Consider the following 17689-nt stretch of genomic DNA (forward strand, 5'->3'; position numbering starts at 1 on the left):
GAGCAGGAACAGCCCCACGGTCTCCCTGTCGTGCATGCGGACCCCCAGTCCCGGACCTCCCGGTCCAACTTTTCGTCCGCGGTCCCAATCGCAGGATTAAGGTTTGTGAATGTCAGAATTTGCGGGTTAATGGGGCCGGCGGCGAGAAGGACGCGGCGCGAGAAGGGCGGCGAGAAGGGCGTCGCGCGGCGAGAAGGGCGACGGGCAGCGAGAAGGGCGACGGGCGGCGCACGGCCACGCGGCGAGAAGGACGCGCGACGCCCCCCGCGAGAAGTCGGCAAATCGGGGGTTGCAATCGGCGCGCGGGCCACGTATCATATCCTCTTGTGTCGCGGGCTTAGCGCAGTTGGTAGCGCGCAACCTTGCCAAGGTTGAGGTCGCGGGTTCGAACCCCGTAGCCCGCTCCAGAAAACGTCGGGGCCGGTTTCTGACCGGCCCCTTTTGCTATTCTGGGCGCGCACCCAGTCCGCGCCGTCCAAGGAGTCGTCTCTCGCATGTTCCTCTCCCTCATCTTCGTGGCGTTCGTCTTCGCGGTAGTCCAGGGGTTCGTTCGCGTGGTCGTCTTCTTCTGGGAGTGGCTCTCGGCCGGCGACAAGCTCGGCGCCGAGGACGTGGAGCTCGCCGAGACCGCGCTGGAGGAGTCCGAGGACGTCCTGGAGCGCGAGCTGGCCCGCGCCAGCCGCGAGCGCGGGCTCGGGCGGCTCTTCGCGCGCTGGCGCGCCTCCAACGAGGCCATCGACGAGTATCTCGACCACCTGCACCTGGGCTGGTACCAGATCGTCATCATCTTCTTCGTGGGGTGCATGGCGGGCCTGCTCATCGAGGAGGTCTGGATGCTCGCCACCTCGGGGCTCACCGAGAGCCGCGTGGGCCTGGTGTGGGGGCCCTTCTCGCCGCTGTACGGGTTCGGGGCGGTGCTGCTCACGATCCTGTCGTTCGCGCTGCGGCGCGCCCACGCGCGCGCCTGGCAGGTGTTTCTTGCCTCTGCCGTCGTGGGCGGGGTGCTAGAGCAGCTGGCCGGGTGGTCGATGTCGGCCCTCTTCGACGCCGAGTCGTGGACCTACCTGCACCTGCCCGACCACATCACGCAGTGGGTGGCCTGGCGCTTCCTGGTGATGTGGGGCGTCCTGGGCCTGGTGTGGTGCCGCTCGGTCATGCCGCGGCTGCTCTACCAGATCGGGATGCCCACGGCGCGCCGCCAGGTGATCTTCGTGGCGCTCGTGGCGACCTACCTGGTGGCCGATATCGCGATGACGCTCGTGTGCTTTGACCGCAAGGCCGAGCGCGACGCGGGCGTGCCGCCGTCCAACCCCTTCGAGGAGTGGGTGGACACCAACTACAGCGACGAGTTCATCGCCGGGCGCTTTCAGAACCTCAAGATCGGCGACCAGCGCGACGAGGTGGACGAGAACGGCAACATCGTCCTCGGGCCGGACGGCGAGGCGATCTCGAGGGAGGAGGCCGTCGATGGCAACTGATCGAGCGGGCGGCGAGAAGGACCGCGCGGCCGGGGCCGGCGAGAGGGGCCGCGCGGCCGGGGCGGCCCCCGAGCGCGAGGTCTACCTGGACTACGCGGCCGCCACCCCGGTCGACCCCGAGGTCGCCGAGGCGATGCTGCCGTACCTGAGCGAGCGGTTCTGGAACCCGTCGGCGCCCTATGCGCGCGCCCGCGAGGTCCGCGACGACCTCGAGCGCGCCCGCGGGACCATCGCGCGGCTCATCGGCGCGCGGCCCGACTGCGTGGTACTCACCGCCGGCGCGACCGAGGCCAACAACCTCGCCTTCGCGGCGGTCGACGGACACGTGGTGGTGGACGCCGCCGAGCACGAGAGCGTGCTGGCCTGCGCCGCGCTGCACGAGCGGCGCACGGTGCGGGTGGACGCGCGTGGGCGGGTCGACCCGGCGGCGGTGGCGCGGGCCATCCGCCCGGACACCGAGCTCGTCTCGGTGGAGCTCGCCAACGGGGAGATCGGCACGATCCAGCCCGTCCGCGAGATCTCCCGCGTGGTGGCGTCCGAGCGGGCCCGCCGCCTCGAGGCGGGGGAGCGCCGGCCGATCTGGCTGCACACCGACGCCTCCCAGGCGGCCGGGTGCCTCTCGGTCAACGTGAGCACGCTGGGCGTGGACCTCATGACGCTCTCGGCCGCCAAGGTCTACGGCCCCAAGCAGGTGGGCGCGCTGTGGGCCTCCGACGAGGTCCGGCTGCGGCCGCTCGTGTGGGGCGGCGGCCAGGAGGGCGGCGTGCGCTCCGGCACCGAGAACGTGGCGGGCGCCGTGGGGATGGCCCGCGCGCTCGAGCTCGCGTGCGCACGCCGCGAGGAGGCCGCGCGCCTGGGCGCGCTGCGGCGCCGCCTGCGCGCCGGCTTGCGCTCCGAGGTCCCGTGGGCGGTGGTGTGGGGGCCGACGTCTCCCGGCGCGGTCCTGCCGTCGATCCTCGGCGTGTCCATCCTCGGCGTCGAGGCCCGGCGCCTGGTCATCCTGCTCGAGCGCCGGGGCGTCTCGGTGGGGACGGGGTCGGCCTGCGCGGCGAGCCGCATGCGCTCGAGCCACGTCCTCGACGCGATCGGCGTGCCGGTGCCCCTCAGGGAGGGGAGCCTGCGCCTCTCGATGGGACGGCCCACCACGGCCGCCGACGTGGACTACGCCGTCGCCGCGATCGGCGAGGCGGTGCGCGCCGAGGTCGCCCGTCGCGGCCTCGACGAGGGGCGCCTCGCCGAGCGGACGCGCGAGCTGCTGGCGGCGATGCCCTGATGGCGCGCGTCTTCTGCGGGCTCTCGGGCGGGGTGGACTCCGCGCTGGCCGCGGCGCTGCTCGTGGAGGCAGGCCACGACGTCACGGCCGTCTACATGCGCAACTGGTCGCGTGACCTCCCGGGCTTCCGATGCCCGTGGGCCGACGACCTCGCCGATGCCGAGCGCGTGGTCGTGACGCTGGGGATCGACCTCCAGGTCTGGGACTGCGAGGAGGAGTACCGCCGCACGGTGGTGGACTACCTCGTGGACGCCTACGCGCACGGCTACACGCCCAACCCCGACGTCATGTGCAACCAGACCATCAAGTTCGGCACCTTCCTCGACCGCGCGCTCGCGGAGGGCGCCGACTTCGTGGCCACGGGCCACTATGGCCGCGTGACGCGCGGCGAGGACGGCCGCGCGCGCCTTCTGCGCGCGCGCGACGAGCACAAGGACCAGACCTACTTCCTGTGGCGCGTGGACGAGGACGCGCTCGCGCACGCGCTGCTGCCGGTGGGGGAGATCCGTGACAAGGCCGAGGTGAGGCGCATGTGCGCCGAGCGGGGCCTCGGCGTGGAGCACAAGCCCGACTCCGACGGCATCTGCTTCGTGGGGCCGGTGGGCATCCGGACCTTCCTGCTCGACGCGCTGGAGCGCCGCGCCGGTGACGTCGTGGAGTGGGAGACGGGCCGGGTGCTCGGGCGCCACGACGGCGCGTTCCTGTTCACGGTGGGCCAGCGCCGCGGCCTCGACCTCGGGGGCGGCCCGGCGCGCTACGTGGTGGACACCGACGTCGAGAGGAACGTGGTCTACGTGACGGCCGACCACATGAGCCCGGCGCTCTTCACGCGCGAGCTCGCGCTCGGCGACGTGCGCTGGATTGCGGGCGAGCCGCCCGAGCCGGGGCGCTACCTCGTGCGCACGCGCCACGCCGGGCCGCTCGTCGAGGCGCTTCTCGCCGAGGGCGGGCGCGTCCTGCGCTTTGACGAGCCGGTGCGCCGCGTGGCGCCGGGGCAGTCCGCGGTGGTCTACGATGGTCTTCGCTGCCTCGGCGGCGGCATCGTGCAGAAGGGGGGCGCGGGGCGGGGCGCCGCGCCCCGGGAGGGGGAGCCATGTCGATAGAGCGGGTCCGCGCGCACCTGGCGCAGTTCGGCGCCGAGGGGCGCATCCGGGAGTTCGACCAGTCGAGCGCCACGGTGGAGCTGGCCGCGGCGGCCGTGGGCACCGAGCCGGCGCGCATCGCCAAGACGCTGAGCTTCATGGTGGGCGAGACGCCCACGCTCGTGGTTCTCGCCGGCGACGCACGCGTGAACAACCAGGCGTTCAAGGCCACGTTCCACACCAAGGCCAAGATGCTCTCGGCCGAGCAGGCCGCCGAGCTGGTGGGCCACGCGGTGGGCGGGGTCTGCCCGTTTGGCGTCAACGACGGCGTGGAGGTGTGGCTCGACGAGAGCCTGCGCCGCTTCGAGACCGTCTGGCCCGCGGCCGGCAGCTCCAACTCCGCCATCGAGCTCACCTTGGACGAGCTCGAGCGCTTCTCCGGCGCGCGCGGCTGGGTGGACGTGGGCCGCGGCTGGCGTGATGGGGAATAGCTGAGCGTTCGCCGTGCCCCCGGGCCGCCGCGCCCCGCTCGCGCTACACTAGTCTGACCGAAGTCTGACGCCCATCCGAGGAGCGTGCGTGGCAGCAGAGAAGAAGAGCCCCACCCAGTCCCAGAAGACGGCGGGCGCCAAGGGCGCGCCGGCCAAGGGCAAGGTGCCGCTGAAGGTCTCGGCGGTGCGCTCCGTCTCGGCCGAGGACCGCGCCGCCGACAAGAAGTCGATGGGGCAGGTCCGCAAGACCGTCATCTTCCTGGGTTTCGTGGCGCTGGCCTACGCGCTCTACCTGGTGTTCACCGGTCAGGTGGACGAGTTCGTGACGTCGCTGGCCGGCGTGGACGTGGGCTGGATCGTGGCCGGCGTGGTGTGCTTCCTGTTCTACTACGTCTTCGGCGTGCTGGCCTACGTGCTCTCGATCATCTCGGACCCGGACAACCCGGTGGGCCTGCGCGACCTCATGAGCGTCGAGGCCTCGGGCGTCTTCTTCATGCGCCTGACGCCCAACAGCGCGGGCGCCCCTCCCGCGCAGATCTATCGCCTCACGCGCGCGGGCCTCTCGGTGGGCGAGGCGAGCGCGCTCAACTTCACGCGCACCGTGCTCTACGAGGCCGGCGAGGGCGTCTTCGCCGCCATCATGCTGATCTTCACCGCCGGCTACTTCTACGACACGTTCGGCAACGTCACGCTGATCGGCGTCTTCCTCTTTGCCTTCAAGGTGGTGCAGGTGGGCGCGATGCTGTTCCTGTGCCTGTTCCCGCGCCCCGTGCGCGCGATCGGCAACTGGGCGCTGCGCTTCGCCAACCGGCACCGGTGGCTCAAGGACGAGAAGTACCAGCGCTACTACGAGGTCGTCAACACGCAGGTGGACGCCTTCTCGCGTGCGTTCAAGCGCTCGGCGGCCAACGTGCGCGAGATGCTCGCCACGATGGCGGTGACGCTGCTGCAGCTGGGCTGCATGTACGCGCTGCCGTGGTTCGTGCTGCGCTCCTTTGGCACGGAGGCCGACTTCTGGATCTGCCTGGCGTCGGGCTCGATGCTCGAGCTGCTGATCAACGCGGTGCCGCTGCCCGGCGGCACGGGCGGCGCCGAGGTGGGCTTCGCGTACCTGTTCGGGGGGATGTACGGCGTGCACCTCTCGGCGGGCTTCGTGATCTGGCGCGCGGTTGAGTACCTGCTGCCGGTGCTGATCGCGGCGCCATGCATGGGCATGCGCTCCAAGGGCGGAGAGAGCCTCAACCGGCGCTGGAGGCGCATCTGGAAGCGCATGCGGGCCTTCGTGGGCGGCAGCGGCGGCGCGGGCTCGCGGCGCGCGGCGGCGCGCGGCGGCGTCACGGTCAAGCCGGGCGCGGGCCGCAAGGTGGTCGTGAGCGGCGAGGCGCGCCGGACGGGCGGCGGCTCGGACGTGCAGGCACGCATCGAGGCCGGCAAGGCCGCGGCGGCCGCCAAGAAGGCCGCGGAATCGGCTCCCTCGGCGGGCGAGAAGCGCGGGAAGTAGCGGCTCCGGGGCTGTGCGCGTTTCGCGTCAGCTTCCGCGCGCCTCTGTCAGCCGACTATGTACACCCCCGCCGACTATGTACACTCCCCCAGCGGAGGCCATATACAAACCCGCAGGTCACAGGATCGCGGAGAGGGCCTCACAGCGATTCTGGTGTACATAGTCGTCAGGGGTGTACATAGTCGTCGGGCGCGTGCACGGTCTGGCGCCGCTCGCGCGCGCCGCGGCGCGCTCGCGAGCGCCTTCGCAGGCGCGTTTCGGGACGATTGGCTCCGTACGGGCGAGAAACCCAAAATTGGGGGTTGCGTCCGAGACGGGCTTCTTGTTACTATATCCCTCGCGCTGCGGTCCCCAGTGGCGCGGATAACATTCGGGCGTTTAGCTCAGGGGGAGAGCGCTTCCCTGACACGGAAGAGGTCACAAGTTCAAATCTTGTAACGCCCACCATAAAGTCGCAGGTCAGAGGCTTTCGTCTCTGGCCTGTTTTCGTATCAGAGTAAAAGACGGTCCCTCTGGTGACGGGACCCTGGACCCGAGAGGAGCGACGGCATGACCGAGCGAGAGAGGCAGCGCGCCGGCCTGTGGTACGACGCCAACTTTGACCCGGAGCTGCTGGCGCTGCGCGAGGAGGCCGACGAGCTCTGTCACCTGATCAACCAGACGTCCCCCCGGGATGCGGCCCGGCGCGAGGGGCTTCTCGAGCGGCTGCTGCCGCATCGGGGCGAGGACGTCACGATCCTCGCGCCGTTTTACGCCGACTACGGCGCCAACTGCGTCATCGGCGACCACACCTTCATCAACCACAACGCGTACCTGATGGACGGCGCGACCATCACCATCGGGTCGTGGTGCTTCATCGGCCCGAGCTGCGGGATGTACACGGCCTCGCACCCGCTGCTGGCCGCCGAGCGCAACCGGGGGCTCGAGAAGGCCGACCCCATCACCATCGGTGACAACGTCTGGATCGGGGGCGACGTCACGATCCTGCCGGGCGTGACCATCGGAGACGGCGCCGTCATCGGGGCCGGCAGCGTGGTCACCAAAGACGTCCCGGCCGGCGTCGTGGCCGCGGGCAACCCGTGCCGCGTGCTGAGGGAGATCACCGAGAGGGACGGCATCGGGGAGCTCGGCTGACGGCGCGGGGCTGCCGGGGCTCGCGGCCGCTGCCCGAGCTTGCATTTCTCGCCGGGCGAACCTAGGGTGGGGCAAAGCCTCACGCGTCGGAAGGAGCCGCCATGCTCACGCTGCCCGCCTACCACGCCCCCGACTTCTCTCGCGAGCCGCTGGCCTCCGCGCCCGACGCCCGCCTCGCCGCCGTCGAGAGGGACGGCGTGGCGCCCGAGGGCTTCCACAGCACCTCGATGTACCCGGAGTACGTGCGCGTGGGCGGTCGCTGGCTGCTCGCGCGCCGCAGCCGCATGGACGCGAGCGTCGTCGTGGCGCCGGGCCCCGCGGGCGAGCTCGAGCTGCGCGTGGTGGAGAACCGCAACCTGCGCTGCGGGGACCTCGTGGTGCTGGGTCGCAGCGAGGACGGCAGCGAGGGCGTCTACGTGCACGCGCACGGCTTCGACGACCCGGGCGCGCCCGAGGGCGCCGACAAGTTCGCGTTCCGTCAGGGCCGCAGCCGCGAGACCGCCTTCGCGAGCGACTACGACCGCCTCTACGACCTGCTGCGCCACGAGCGCGAGCACGGTCGCGTGGTGTGGGTCATGGGCCCGGCCTTCGCCTTCGACGCCGACGCGCGCCACGCGATGCAGCTCATGGTGGAGGGCGGCTACGTGGACGGCGTGATGGCCGGCAACGCGCTGGCCACCCACGACCTGGAGGCCGCCACGCTGCACACCGCGCTCGGCCAGGACATCTACACGCAGCGCGCCCAGCCGGGCGGCCACTACAACCACCTCGACGTCATCAACCGCGTGCGCCGCGCCGGAAGCATCGAGGCGTTCGTGCGCGAGGAGGGCATCGAGGACGGCATCGTGGCGAGCTGCGTGCGGCGCGGCGTGCCGATGGTGCTCGCCGGCTCCATCCGCGACGACGGCCCGCTGCCCGACGTCATCGGCGACGCCTACGAGGCCCAGGGGGCCATGCGGGCGATGCTCGAGGGGGCCACTACGGTAATCTGCCTCGCCACGATGCTGCACACGATCGCGACGGGCAACATGACGCCGTCGTACGCGGTCACCGACGACGGGACGGTCCGCCCGGTCTACTTCTACGCCGTGGACGTCTCGGAGTTCGTGGTCAACAAGCTGCGGGATCGCGGCAGCCTCTCGGCCGTGCCGATCATCGCCAACGTGCAGGACTTCATCACGATCGTTGCGCGGGGCCTCGGCCTGGCGTAGCGCGGGGCCGGCACGGCGTGGGACCGGCCCGGCGCGCCCGGGGAGCGGGCGGCCGTCCCTCTCGCCGGTCCCTCTCGCCGTGCCTACACCGTGCTGCCGAACTCCAGGTACGTGACGAGCGCGAGGTCGTCGTAGGCCTGTGAGGCCGCGCTCCGCTCGTCGAGGCGGTGCCACGCTCCGTCTGCGCCCTGGTAGCCCACGAGCGTGAGCGAGGGCATGCTCTCGTGTGCCACGAGCTGGGTCTTCTGGTAGTCGGTGAGCGGCGCGCCGATCGCCTGCGCCGTGAGCGCGCCCAGGTAGGCCGGGCTCGTGGCCGCGCCGCCGCTCGCCTGCTCCGCGCCGGCCACGTCGTAGTTTGCCCACACGAGATAGGTCGTGTGGTAGGTGCGCAGGCTGTGGGTCAGCTCGTCCTCGCCCGGGTAGAGCGCGTCGCTCGCCACGGAGGCCACGGAGGGCTGGTGGTCGCCGAAGAAGACCACCACGACGGGACGGTCGAGCTCGCGCAGCTCGTCCAGGAACTCTGCGAGCGCGCGGTCGGACTCCTCGGCGCAGGCCACGTACTCCGAGAGTCGCGCGTTGTCGTAGTCGCTCAGGCCGTCTATCTCGTACTGTGGCACGTCGCCGAGGTTGTTCTGGTCGTAGCCGGAGTGGTTCTGCATCGTCACGTCGAAGATGAACTGCGGGTCGTCGCTCGTCTCCAGCAGCTCGAGGACCTTGTCGTAGGTCTCGGCGTCCGAGACGCCGCTGTGGTAGGTCTCGGCCCCCTCGAAGTCCTCGATTGAGAGGAACTCGTCGAAGCCGAGCGCCCGGTAGACGCGGTCGCGGTTCCAGTTGGTGGCGAAGTTGGGGTGCAGCGCCGTGGTGGAGTAGCCGAGCTCGGAGAACTGCCGCGCGAGGCTCGGCGCCGACGAGAGGTCGTAGAGCGAGTAGGGGTACTTGCCGTCGCCCACGTAGGCGAGCGGCACGCCGGTGAGGAACTCGAACTCGGTGTTGCACGTGCCGGCGGACATCACGGACACGTTGAGGTCCGCGCGCGCCAGCGCGTCGTCGATCGCCTGGTAGCGGGTGGTGCCTGCGTAGCCCCAGGTCGCGCCGTCGAGCGACGAGAGGTCGGCGAACGACTCGTTCATGATGCAGATGACGCTGGGCCGCTCCTCGTCGAACTGCGCCTCGGCGGCCGCGCGCGCCTCGGTGGCGCCGAGCGTCTCGTCGTAGGCGGCGGCGTAGTCGGCCTCGGTGGCGGCCGCGGCCTCGTCGGAGTAGCCCTCCGGCACGTCGATCGGCAGGTCCTGCGCCACGGCCACGAAGGTGGTGAGGAAGCCCTGGCGCTCGTAGTAGTCGAGCGAGTACCAGTATTCCATGCCCACCCCGAGGTCGTCGAAGTAGCTCGGCACCGTCACGCCCAGCGCGAGCGCGACGGCGCAGGCGGCGGCCCCGGCGAGGTTGGCCGCGACCGAGCGGCCGCGCCGGCGTCCCACGCGGCCCTCAGCGGGGGGGGCGGGCCGCACGAGGGCGGAGAGGGCACAGGCGAGCATGAGGCAGGCGAGCCCGAGCACGGCGTCGCCGTCGAGTGCGTAGACGTAGCCGCCGCTCACGGCCGCCGCGGTGCCGAGGACGAGCAGGTCGTTGGGCAGGATGGCCGACGCCTTGAAGGCGGCGACGAAGTACTGGGCGAGCCCGGTCACGGCGCAGAGGCCCACGCCGAGCGCGATGCCGGCGCCGTGGCGCTGGAAGAGGAAGTACAGCGCGGCGAGAAGCCCCAGCACGAGCAGACCCTCGATGGCCACGAACTGCGGCGCGATTGACGCGAACGTCTCGTTGTAGGGGACCTCGATGGCAAGGAAGCCGAGCGCGCAGCACGCGAGCAGCGCGATCGCGGCCACGAGCGCCTCCGCGCGGCCGGCGCCGACCCGCGCGCGCAGCGCAGCGAGCGCGCGGTCGCGCAGCAGGGCCGACACGGCGGCAACGAGCGCCGCGAGCGAGAAGAGCGCGAGGTCGTCGGTCTCGCCGGTGTAGAGCCCGCGTGCGCACCAGACGGCGAGCGCGACGAGCGCCGCCGCGGGCACGGCGAGCCAGGCGAGATCGGACGGGCGCGGCCGGCCCAGGCGGCGGGCCACGATCACGGCTCCCGCGACGAGTGCCGCGAGCGCGAAGAGCGGGATGAGGGCGGTGGGGACAGACATCGTTACCGTCTCCTGACGTTGTCGTTACGAACAGAACATGATACGACATGCGCGCTCGCGCCCCGGCGTCCTTCTCGTCCGCGAGCGACCGCCTCGCGCGGGCCCTCGACGGCGGTCAGGTAGGACTTTTGCCGCAGCCGCCGCCGGGTTTTGCCATTGATGTGACGGTTTGGTGAAGGGACCATACATCGCAGAGAGGGGAGGACGATGGTCGAGCTGACCGGAAGACAGAGGGGGTGCCTCAGGCACCTGTGCCAGCAGGGCTCGTTCGTCACGACGGCGGAGCTCGCCCGTCGCCTGGGGGTCTCCGAGCGCACGGTCCGCACGGACCTCGGCGCGGTCGAGGCCTTCGCGCGCGAGAAGGGCGTGGAGCTCGTCCGCGTCCCGGGCTCCGGCGTGCGCCTGTCCTGCGACGCCGCGACCCGCGCCTCGCTGGCCGCGCGCCTGGACGAGGCGGGTGCCAGCGTCCTCGAGCGTTCCGAGCGCGCCGCCATCGTCGAGGTCATGCTCCTCGTCCGTCCCACCGTGACCTTCCAGCAGATGGCGGAGGCCTGCAACGTCAGCCGCCGGACGATCGTCTCGCAGTTCGACGAGATAGCCCCCTTCTTCGAGGGCGCCGGGATCGAGCTCGTCCGCGAGCAGGGCGTGGGCTCGTCGCTGCGCGGGCCCGAGCGCGCGCTGCGGCGCTGCTTCATGGGCATCGTGACGAGCCCGGAGACCTCCCGCGTCGCGCGCCTCGCCGCGCGCGGGGAGCTCCCCGCCGACTGCCTCGGCCGCGCCCGGTCCCTCGCCGGGCGCATAGAGGGGCTCCAGGGGACCTCCTTCGTCGACCCCGAGGCCATCGAGCTGGAGCTCGCCTACGCGCTCGCGCGCCTGGACGGGGGCCACGCGCTCGGCGAGGAGCCCGGCGGGGACGCCGACGACCTCGCCCGCGTCCTTCCCGAGGGTCTCGACGAGCTTCTCGCCGCGGACTTCCCGGCGGTGGGGGAGCGTCGCTTCGCCGAGCTGCTCGTGCTCTCCCAGCGGGTCTCCGGCGTGAGCGCCGCCCGCTCGGGCGACGGGACGTCCGACGTGGCCGAGCGCATCTCGCGCGACCTCATCGCGGCCCTGCGCGAGCTGCAGGGGATCGACGAGGGCGCCGTGCACCACCTCATCGACGGGCTCACCAACCACCTGCGCGCCGCCATCTACCGCAGCCGCAACAACATCCAGGTGGAGAGCGAGCTCTCGCGGCAGATCGTGGTCTCCATCCCGCTGCTCTACGACTTCACGCGGCAGCAGATGCGCCTCGCGGAGCGGCGCCACGGCGTGCGCCTCAACGAGTCCGAGGTCGCCTACGTGGCCATGTACCTCGACGCCATCTACGAGTCGTGCGCGCGCGAGGCCATCTCGCCGAGCGTGCTGTTCGTCTGCCCGTTCGGGCTGGCCTCGAGCTCCATGCTCATGACGCGGCTCTCGTTCGCGCTCGCCGAGTGCAGCGTGCTCGGCCCCATGACCGAGCGCGAGGCCCGCGCCTACCTGGCCGACCACGACGTCGACCTCGTGGTCTCCACCGGTCCGTGTCGCCTCGGCGCGACGCCGGTCGTCACCGTCGACCCGCTGATGCGCCAGAGCGAGGTGGAGCGCGTGAAGCGTCGTCTCATGCAGCTCTCCTACACCAAGCTCTGCTCGTACTTCCTGAGCTCCTACGTCGGCGCCGCCGACCAGGACGAGGGCCCCTGCGCGCACCGCGTGGGGGAGCTCGCGCGCCCCTCCGACGTGCAGGTGGGCGTGGGCTGCGACGACTGGCGCGAGGCCATCCGCCTCGCCGCGCGCCCCCTGCTCGAGCGCGGCGTCATCGAGGAGCGCTACGTGGACCGCATGGTGTCGGCGGTCGAGGACTTCGGGCCCTACATGGTCCTCACGCCCAAGACCGCCTACGTCCACGCCGGCGTCAACGACGGCGTGCGCGAGAACTGCGCGGCGGTGCTGGTCCTGCGCCGCGACATCCCCATGGGGCCGCACGACGAGAAGAGCGTGCGCTGCGTCATCGCCCTCGGCATCCGCGACGCGGAGACGAGCCCCCTGCTCGCCCTGGCACCGATCTTCGACCGCGAGGAGACCGTGCGCGCCCTCGAGCGCCCCGACCTCACGGTCGACGAGGTGCTCGACCTTCACGACTGACCCTGCGACCAACGAGAGAGGATGCCATGAACCAGACCACTGCCTCCGGTGCCGAGAGCGTCGCGCGCGACGCCGTCCGGGTGGGCGTGCGAGCCGACGACTGGCGCGACGCGATTCGCCTCGCCGCCGCCCCGCTCGTGGCGCGCGGCAGCATCGACGCCTCCTACGTCGACCGGATGATCCAGAGCGTCGAGGAGCTCGGCCCCTACATCGTGCTCATGCCCGGCTTCGCGCTCGCGCACGCGGCCCCCGGCCCCGACGTCCACGAGAGCGACCTCTCCGTCGCCGTCCTCGGCGACGACGTCTCCTTCGGCTGCGACAACGATCCCGTGCGCGTGGTCATGTGCCTCGCCTGCGTGGACCGGGAGTCCCACACGGCGCGGCTCCAGGCCGTCGCCGAGAAGCTCCTGGACGACACGTTCGTGAGCCGGATGCTCGCCTGCCCCGACGAGCGGGCGCTCTACGAGCTCGTCAACGCATAGCGGTCAGAACGCTGGCCCCCCGGGGCCACGAGAGAAGGGAGCACGACATGGCGGTACCGACCATCCAGACGGTGTGCGGGGTGGGCTGCGGCTCGTCGCTCATGCTGCGCATGAACGTCGAGAAGATCGCCAAGGCCCACGGCTACGAGATCCGCGCCTACTGCGGGGACGTGGGAACCTGCTGCGCCAACGAGTGCGACGTCATCTTCATCTCCAAGGAGCTCGGCGAGCGCATCGAGGGCCGCGCCAAGGTGCCCGTCGTCGAGTTCGACAACTTCATGAACAAGGCCGAGGTCGAGGAGAAGACGCTCGCCTATCTCGAGTCCTTCGCTGCGGAGCACGGCGACGCCTAAGGGAACGGGGGGCGCCCCCCACCGACACAGAGAGGAGCCACCATGGACGCGGTCCTTAACTTCATAATCAACGAGGTCTTTGGTCAGGGTGCCATCTTCCTGGCCCTCATCGCCCTCATAGGCCTCATCCTGCAGAAGAAGCCCGTCTCCGAGATCGTGCGCGGAACGATCATGACGGCCATCGGGTTCTTTGTCCTCAACACCGGCACCGGCCTCATCACCGGGAGCTCCATCGACGGCATCGCCACCGCGTTCAACACCGTGATGCCGCAGGCCGTCCCCTCGACCTCCGTTGACATCGGCGGCGAGTACGGCACCGAGATCGGCATCGTCATGATCGTCGCCTTCCTGGTGAACATCCTGTTCGCCCGCTTCACCAAGTGGAAGACCATCTTCCTGACGGGCCACATGTTCTACTGGTTCCCGTACGTCTTCATCGCCGCGGGCGTGGGCGCGGGCCTGTCCGGTGCGCCCCTGATCGCCCTCGCCGCGATCTTCACGTCGCTCTACTTCATCATCTCCCCCAACCTCATCCGCCCGTTCGTGACCAAGGCGACCGGTGACGACTCGTTCACGCTCGGGCACCCCACCACGGGCCTCTCGGTCATCTCCGGCCTCATCGCCCGCGTGGTGGGCGAGCCGTCCCACTCCACCGAGGACATCAAGGTCCCCAAGTCGCTCGGCTTCCTGCGCGAGGTCTCCATCACGGGCTCCATCGTCATCGCGCTGAGCTACGTCGTGATGTTCTTTGTCCTGCAGGCCAACGGCTACGACCCGGCCGTCGTCTGGGGCTACGCCGAGGGCACCACGGGCATCTTCACCTACGTCTTCACGCACGCCGTCTACTTCGGCGTCGGCATGACGGTCATGATGCAGGGCGTCCGCATGCTCATCGCCGAGATCGTCCCGGCCTTCCAGGGCATCGCCGAGAAGATCGTCCCGGGCGCCATCCCCGCGCTCGACTGCCCCGTCATCTTCCCGTACGGCCCCAACGCCCTCATCATCGGCTTCATCGTCGCCCTGATCACCTCGATCGTCACGATTCTGATCACCACGGCCATGGGCGTCTTCCCGACCGTGGTCATCCCGCTGGTCACCACCTGCTTCTTCGAGATCGGCGCGGCCTCGATCATCTGCAACGCGCAGGGAGGCATTCGCGGCACGATCGTCGGCGCGGCCGTCTGCGGCGTGCTCGCCGTCCTGCTCGTGGGCTTTGGCGCCTACTTCTTCAACACCACGATCCAGGACTGGATGCTCGTCTACGGCGGCCAGGACTTCGACATCTGGGGCATGATCTGCGGCGCCGTCGCCCGCCTCGTCTCCGGCGTGGCCTAGCTCCCGCCGACATGCCATGACGTCCGGGGCGGGCGCGCGGAGCTTCTCGCCGCGCGCCCGCCCCTTTCCGAAGGGAGGCGCAGGACATGCGCTTTGACTACATCGACATCGTGCGCGGCCTCATCGACACGGTCGAGCGCGAGGAGGCCGGGAACATGGAGCGGTGCGTGGAGCTTCTCGCCGAGTGCGTGAGGGGCAAGCACTCGATCTACACCTTCGGCGCCAGCCACGCGGGGATCCTCTCGGAGGAGCTGTACTACCGCGCGGGCGGCCTCATGCTCATGAACCCCATCTTCGGTCGCGAGATCATGCTCGACACCGCGCCGATCACGCACACGAGTCACATGGAGCGGCTCGTGGGCTACGGCACCCAGCTGGCGCGCGACCAGGCCGACTTCCGGCCCGGCGACGTGCTGATCGCGCACTCGGTGTCGGGGCGCAACCCCGTGACCGTGGAGGTGGCGATGGCGGCGCGCGACGCGGGCGCCAGCGTAATCGCGCTGACCAACCTCGCGTACTCGAGGTCCGTCGCCTCGCGCCACCCGTCCGGCTTGCGGCTGTTCGAGCTTGCCGACGTGGTGCTCGACAACCACGGTGAGGTGGGCGACGCGGCCGTGGCGATCGACGGGCTCGACCAGCGCGTCTCGCCGACGTCCACGGTGGTGGGCGCGGTGATGCTCAACTCGATCGTGGCCGCGCTCGTGCAGCGGCTCGTGGACGAGGGCATGGAGCGGCCGCCGGTCTTCTACAGCGCCAACCTCGACGGCGGCGACGAGCTCAACCAGCGCCTCGTCGACGAGTACCGCGACTGCATCCACTACCGGTTCTAGCCTGCGGCTCGGGCCGCGGAAGGGAGAGGCACATGAGGGCCTGGGAGCGCTACTTCGAGACCATGCAGCAGGTGGTCCGGCGCGTGCGCGAGACGCAGGGGGACGCCATCGAGCGCGCCGCGGAGCTTCTCGCCGACGTCACGGAGCGCGGCGGCATCATCTACGGCTTCGGGACGGGCCACTCGCACCTGGTCTGCGACGACGCCTTCTGGCGCGCCGCGACGCCCGCCAACTACTGCGCCCTGCTCGAGCAGAGCGCGACGGGCAGCTTCGAGATCACCAAGAGCTACAACTTCGAGAACCTCTACGGGGTGGGGTCGAACGTCGTGGACTACCACCGCATCACGGCGGACGACGCGATGATCATCGTCTCCAACTCCGGCAACAACATCGCGCCGGTGGGCGCCGCGCTGCGCGCCCGCGAGAAGGGGGTCCCCGTGATCGCGATAACGGCGGTGGGGTACAGCGACTTTCTGACCACCAAGCACCGCGCGGGCGTGAAGCTCAAGGACGTGGCCGACGTGGTGCTCGACAACTGCTCGCTGGTGGGGGACGCCGCGGTCGAGGTGGAGGGCTTCCCGATGCGGGTGGGGTCCACCTCCACGATCCCGGCGGTGTTCCTGCAGAGCGCCGTGCTCGCGGAGATGGTGGAGGTGCTCGTCCGCCGCGGGTTCGAGCCGGACGTCTACTACAACGGCCACATGGCCTTCATGGACGAGTCCTGTGCCGATCACAACGACCGCCTGGTCGACAAGTACTTCTATCGGATTCGCAACCTGTGAGCCGAGATCGGCCGTGAGCCGCGCGGGCCGCCCGTTCCGCCGGGCGTCTCTGCTAGGATGGCGTGCATGAGGCAGGCTGAGCTCACATATCGCGACTACGCCGCGTACGCGCGGATGGGCCTCGACGAGATCATGCGCGACTGCGAGGCCCAGACGTTCCACGCGTCGGGGCCGGGCGGGCAGGGCGTGAACACCGCCGACTCCGCCGTGCGCATGCGCCACGTGCCCACCGGGATCGTGGTGGTGTCGCGCGAGGAGCGCAGCCAGCTGCGCAACCGTGAGCGCTGCGCCGAGAAGATCCGCGAGATCTGCCGGCGCCGCGCCCGCCCGCCGAGGCCCCGCAAGCGGACGCGCGTCCCGGACGCGCAGCGTCGCCGTCGCCTGGAGGCCAAGCGCGCCCGCGGCAAGGTCAAGCAGCTGCGGCGCCGCGTCGAGGGCGAGTAGCCCCGGCGCGCGCCTCTCGCCGCCCGTGGCGTCCGGTCCCTACCGAGAGGAGTCGTCATGCCCGTCGTTCGCACCTACTGCTCCGCCCCCATCGAGCCCGCCGCGCGCGAGGCGCTCAAGGCCGCCTACGGCCGGGTCATCGAGGCCGTCCCCGGCAAGTCCGAGGCGTGGCTCATGTGCCTGTTCGAGGGCGAGGTGCCCATCTACTTCGGCGGGGACGACGCGGCGCCGTCGGCGCTTTTGACCGTGGACGTCTTCGCGCGCGGCGAGGTGCCGGCGAGCGCGTGGGAGCGCTTCACCGAGGAGGTCACGCCCGTGGTGGCGCGCGAGCTGGGCGTGGACCCGGCGCGGATCTACATCCGCTACGGCGCCACGCCGGACTTCGGCTGGAACGGCGCCAACTTCTGATGGCGGAGCGGGACGACGCCGCGCGGCTCGCCGCCTACGACGCGTTCGCGGCCGACGTGCGCGAGGAGCTCGCGGCCACGTGCGCGCGCATGGACGAGCTGGCCGCGGCCGGTCGCGTGAGGACCGCCACGTACCGCCAGCTCTTCGCCGCGCGCGTCACGCTGCGCGAGATCGTGCGGCGCCTCGAGGAGCGCGGGCTGTAGAGGGGCGAGGGCTGTCGCCCCGTGCCGGGCCGGGAGCGCTTCTCGCCGCTGGGTCCCGCTTCGCTTTGGTTACCACACAGCTATGTGCCCTTTCTGGTGCATATCCCCGTGCACGTGCGTCAGATTGACGCAAGTGCATTTCTGTGGCGGGAGGTGGTCGCTCCCCAAGGGATGCACATGCGTCAAGTTGGCGCATGTGCACGGAGCGAGAAGGACGCGGAAGCCCCTTCTCGGTGCCCGGTCCGTGCACTTACGGAAACTTGCTGCATGTGCATGTCGAGATGCGGGTGCGGAATATCCCGACGTCGTGCACTTGCGTCAATCTGACGCAAGTGC

General features: G+C 70.7%; 16 protein-coding genes, 2 tRNA genes and 1 pseudogene. 18 read left to right on the top strand and 1 reads right to left on the bottom strand.

Going from position 1 to position 17689, the window contains the following annotated elements:
• The first annotated feature begins 331 nt into the window (after positions 1-331).
• The 9 genes from ACWTSU_RS04300 to ACWTSU_RS04340 all read left to right on the top strand — a co-directional run bounded on the left by ACWTSU_RS04300 (position 332) and on the right by ACWTSU_RS04340 (position 8170).
• Positions 332-407, top strand: a tRNA-Gly gene (locus ACWTSU_RS04300).
• Positions 408-494: 87 nt separating this feature from the next.
• Positions 495-1478, top strand: a complete 984-nt coding sequence (locus ACWTSU_RS04305) for a putative ABC transporter permease (RefSeq protein WP_455138646.1) — start codon at positions 495-497, stop codon at positions 1476-1478.
• The gene (locus ACWTSU_RS04310; RefSeq protein ID WP_455138647.1) at positions 1468-2751 is read left to right on the top strand and encodes a cysteine desulfurase family protein; all 1284 of its coding nucleotides are present in this window, start codon (positions 1468-1470) and stop codon (positions 2749-2751) included. Before ACWTSU_RS04305 ends, ACWTSU_RS04310 begins: the two co-directional genes overlap by 11 nt.
• Positions 2751-3854 (top strand): tRNA 2-thiouridine(34) synthase MnmA, encoded by a 1104-nt coding sequence (mnmA, locus tag ACWTSU_RS04315; protein ID WP_455138648.1) that lies wholly within the window; start codon positions 2751-2753, stop codon positions 3852-3854. The genes ACWTSU_RS04310 and mnmA overlap by 1 nt, the downstream gene beginning before the upstream one ends.
• Entirely contained in the window at positions 3845-4324 is a 480-nt protein-coding gene (locus ACWTSU_RS04320; RefSeq protein ID WP_455138649.1) for a YbaK/EbsC family protein, read from the top strand. The genes mnmA and ACWTSU_RS04320 overlap by 10 nt, the downstream gene beginning before the upstream one ends.
• Positions 4325-4412: 88 nt before the next feature.
• A complete protein-coding gene (locus tag ACWTSU_RS04325) occupies positions 4413-5825 on the top strand; it encodes a lysylphosphatidylglycerol synthase transmembrane domain-containing protein (protein ID WP_455138650.1) in 1413 nt (470 codons plus the stop codon).
• A 372-nt stretch (positions 5826-6197) separates the two neighbouring features.
• Positions 6198-6272 (top strand) — tRNA-Val (locus tag ACWTSU_RS04330).
• 102 nt (positions 6273-6374) lie between these two features.
• Complete coding sequence (locus ACWTSU_RS04335; protein ID WP_455138651.1) at positions 6375-6959, top strand: sugar O-acetyltransferase; 585 nt, start codon at positions 6375-6377, stop codon at positions 6957-6959.
• Positions 6960-7060: 101 nt separating this feature from the next.
• A complete protein-coding gene (locus ACWTSU_RS04340) occupies positions 7061-8170 on the top strand; it encodes an ornithine cyclodeaminase family domain (protein ID WP_455138652.1) in 1110 nt (369 codons plus the stop codon).
• A gap of 83 nt (positions 8171-8253) precedes the next feature.
• Here the strand turns inward: ACWTSU_RS04340 and ACWTSU_RS04345 are convergent, their stop codons facing one another.
• The gene (locus ACWTSU_RS04345; protein WP_455138653.1) at positions 8254-10353 is read right to left on the bottom strand and encodes an LTA synthase family protein; all 2100 of its coding nucleotides are present in this window, start codon (positions 10351-10353) and stop codon (positions 8254-8256) included.
• Positions 10354-10560: 207 nt separating this feature from the next.
• On the opposite strand from ACWTSU_RS04345, the gene ACWTSU_RS04350 reads away from it, so the two are divergent.
• The 9 genes and pseudogenes from ACWTSU_RS04350 (at position 10561) to ACWTSU_RS04390 (ending at position 17353) form a co-directional block, all read left to right on the top strand.
• The gene (locus ACWTSU_RS04350) at positions 10561-12516 is read left to right on the top strand and encodes a BglG family transcription antiterminator (RefSeq protein ID WP_455138654.1); all 1956 of its coding nucleotides are present in this window, start codon (positions 10561-10563) and stop codon (positions 12514-12516) included.
• Positions 12517-12542: 26 nt separating this feature from the next.
• Positions 12543-12998, top strand: coding sequence for a PTS sugar transporter subunit IIA (locus ACWTSU_RS04355; RefSeq protein ID WP_455138655.1), 456 nt, complete (start codon positions 12543-12545; stop codon positions 12996-12998).
• Between the two features lie 47 nt (positions 12999-13045).
• A complete protein-coding gene (locus ACWTSU_RS04360) occupies positions 13046-13351 on the top strand; it encodes a PTS sugar transporter subunit IIB (protein ID WP_455138656.1) in 306 nt (101 codons plus the stop codon).
• 42 nt (positions 13352-13393) lie between these two features.
• Positions 13394-14686: a PTS ascorbate transporter subunit IIC gene (locus ACWTSU_RS04365; RefSeq protein WP_455138657.1), complete on the top strand. Its 1293-nt coding sequence runs from the start codon at positions 13394-13396 to the stop codon at positions 14684-14686.
• A gap of 86 nt (positions 14687-14772) precedes the next feature.
• Positions 14773-15516: an SIS domain-containing protein gene (locus ACWTSU_RS04370; RefSeq protein ID WP_455138658.1), complete on the top strand. Its 744-nt coding sequence runs from the start codon at positions 14773-14775 to the stop codon at positions 15514-15516.
• A gap of 32 nt (positions 15517-15548) precedes the next feature.
• Positions 15549-16298 carry a sugar isomerase domain-containing protein gene (locus ACWTSU_RS04375; RefSeq protein WP_455138659.1) on the top strand — a complete coding sequence of 250 codons (750 nt, stop codon included), beginning with the start codon at positions 15549-15551 and terminating at the stop codon, positions 16296-16298.
• Between the two features lie 159 nt (positions 16299-16457).
• Positions 16458-16742, top strand: a pseudogene (locus tag ACWTSU_RS04380) (peptide chain release factor-like protein); the annotation flags it as partial.
• A gap of 57 nt (positions 16743-16799) precedes the next feature.
• Positions 16800-17150, top strand: coding sequence for a hypothetical protein (locus tag ACWTSU_RS04385; RefSeq protein WP_455138660.1), 351 nt, complete (start codon positions 16800-16802; stop codon positions 17148-17150).
• Complete coding sequence (locus tag ACWTSU_RS04390; RefSeq protein WP_455138661.1) at positions 17150-17353, top strand: hypothetical protein; 204 nt, start codon at positions 17150-17152, stop codon at positions 17351-17353. The genes ACWTSU_RS04385 and ACWTSU_RS04390 overlap by 1 nt, the downstream gene beginning before the upstream one ends.
• Positions 17354-17689: the final 336 nt, after the last annotated feature.

Source organism: Thermophilibacter sp., assembly GCF_966187215.1.

Excerpts from the sequence above, each read along its gene's own strand:
- ACWTSU_RS04305 (WP_455138646.1), top strand. The coding sequence starts at position 495 with ATGTTCCTCTCCCTCATCTTCGTGGCGTTCGTCTTCGCGGTAGTCCAG.
- ACWTSU_RS04310 (WP_455138647.1), top strand. The coding sequence starts at position 1,468 with ATGGCAACTGATCGAGCGGGCGGCGAGAAGGACCGCGCGGCCGGGGCC.
- mnmA (WP_455138648.1), top strand. The coding sequence starts at position 2,751 with ATGGCGCGCGTCTTCTGCGGGCTCTCGGGCGGGGTGGACTCCGCGCTG.
- ACWTSU_RS04320 (WP_455138649.1), top strand. The coding sequence starts at position 3,845 with ATGTCGATAGAGCGGGTCCGCGCGCACCTGGCGCAGTTCGGCGCCGAG.
- ACWTSU_RS04335 (WP_455138651.1), top strand. The coding sequence starts at position 6,375 with ATGACCGAGCGAGAGAGGCAGCGCGCCGGCCTGTGGTACGACGCCAAC.
- ACWTSU_RS04340 (WP_455138652.1), top strand. The coding sequence starts at position 7,061 with ATGCTCACGCTGCCCGCCTACCACGCCCCCGACTTCTCTCGCGAGCCG.
- ACWTSU_RS04345 (WP_455138653.1), bottom strand. The coding sequence starts at position 10,353 with ATGTCTGTCCCCACCGCCCTCATCCCGCTCTTCGCGCTCGCGGCACTC.
- ACWTSU_RS04350 (WP_455138654.1), top strand. The coding sequence starts at position 10,561 with ATGGTCGAGCTGACCGGAAGACAGAGGGGGTGCCTCAGGCACCTGTGC.
- ACWTSU_RS04355 (WP_455138655.1), top strand. The coding sequence starts at position 12,543 with ATGAACCAGACCACTGCCTCCGGTGCCGAGAGCGTCGCGCGCGACGCC.
- ACWTSU_RS04360 (WP_455138656.1), top strand. The coding sequence starts at position 13,046 with ATGGCGGTACCGACCATCCAGACGGTGTGCGGGGTGGGCTGCGGCTCG.
- ACWTSU_RS04365 (WP_455138657.1), top strand. The coding sequence starts at position 13,394 with ATGGACGCGGTCCTTAACTTCATAATCAACGAGGTCTTTGGTCAGGGT.
- ACWTSU_RS04370 (WP_455138658.1), top strand. The coding sequence starts at position 14,773 with ATGCGCTTTGACTACATCGACATCGTGCGCGGCCTCATCGACACGGTC.
- ACWTSU_RS04375 (WP_455138659.1), top strand. The coding sequence starts at position 15,549 with ATGAGGGCCTGGGAGCGCTACTTCGAGACCATGCAGCAGGTGGTCCGG.
- ACWTSU_RS04385 (WP_455138660.1), top strand. The coding sequence starts at position 16,800 with ATGCCCGTCGTTCGCACCTACTGCTCCGCCCCCATCGAGCCCGCCGCG.
- ACWTSU_RS04390 (WP_455138661.1), top strand. The coding sequence starts at position 17,150 with ATGGCGGAGCGGGACGACGCCGCGCGGCTCGCCGCCTACGACGCGTTC.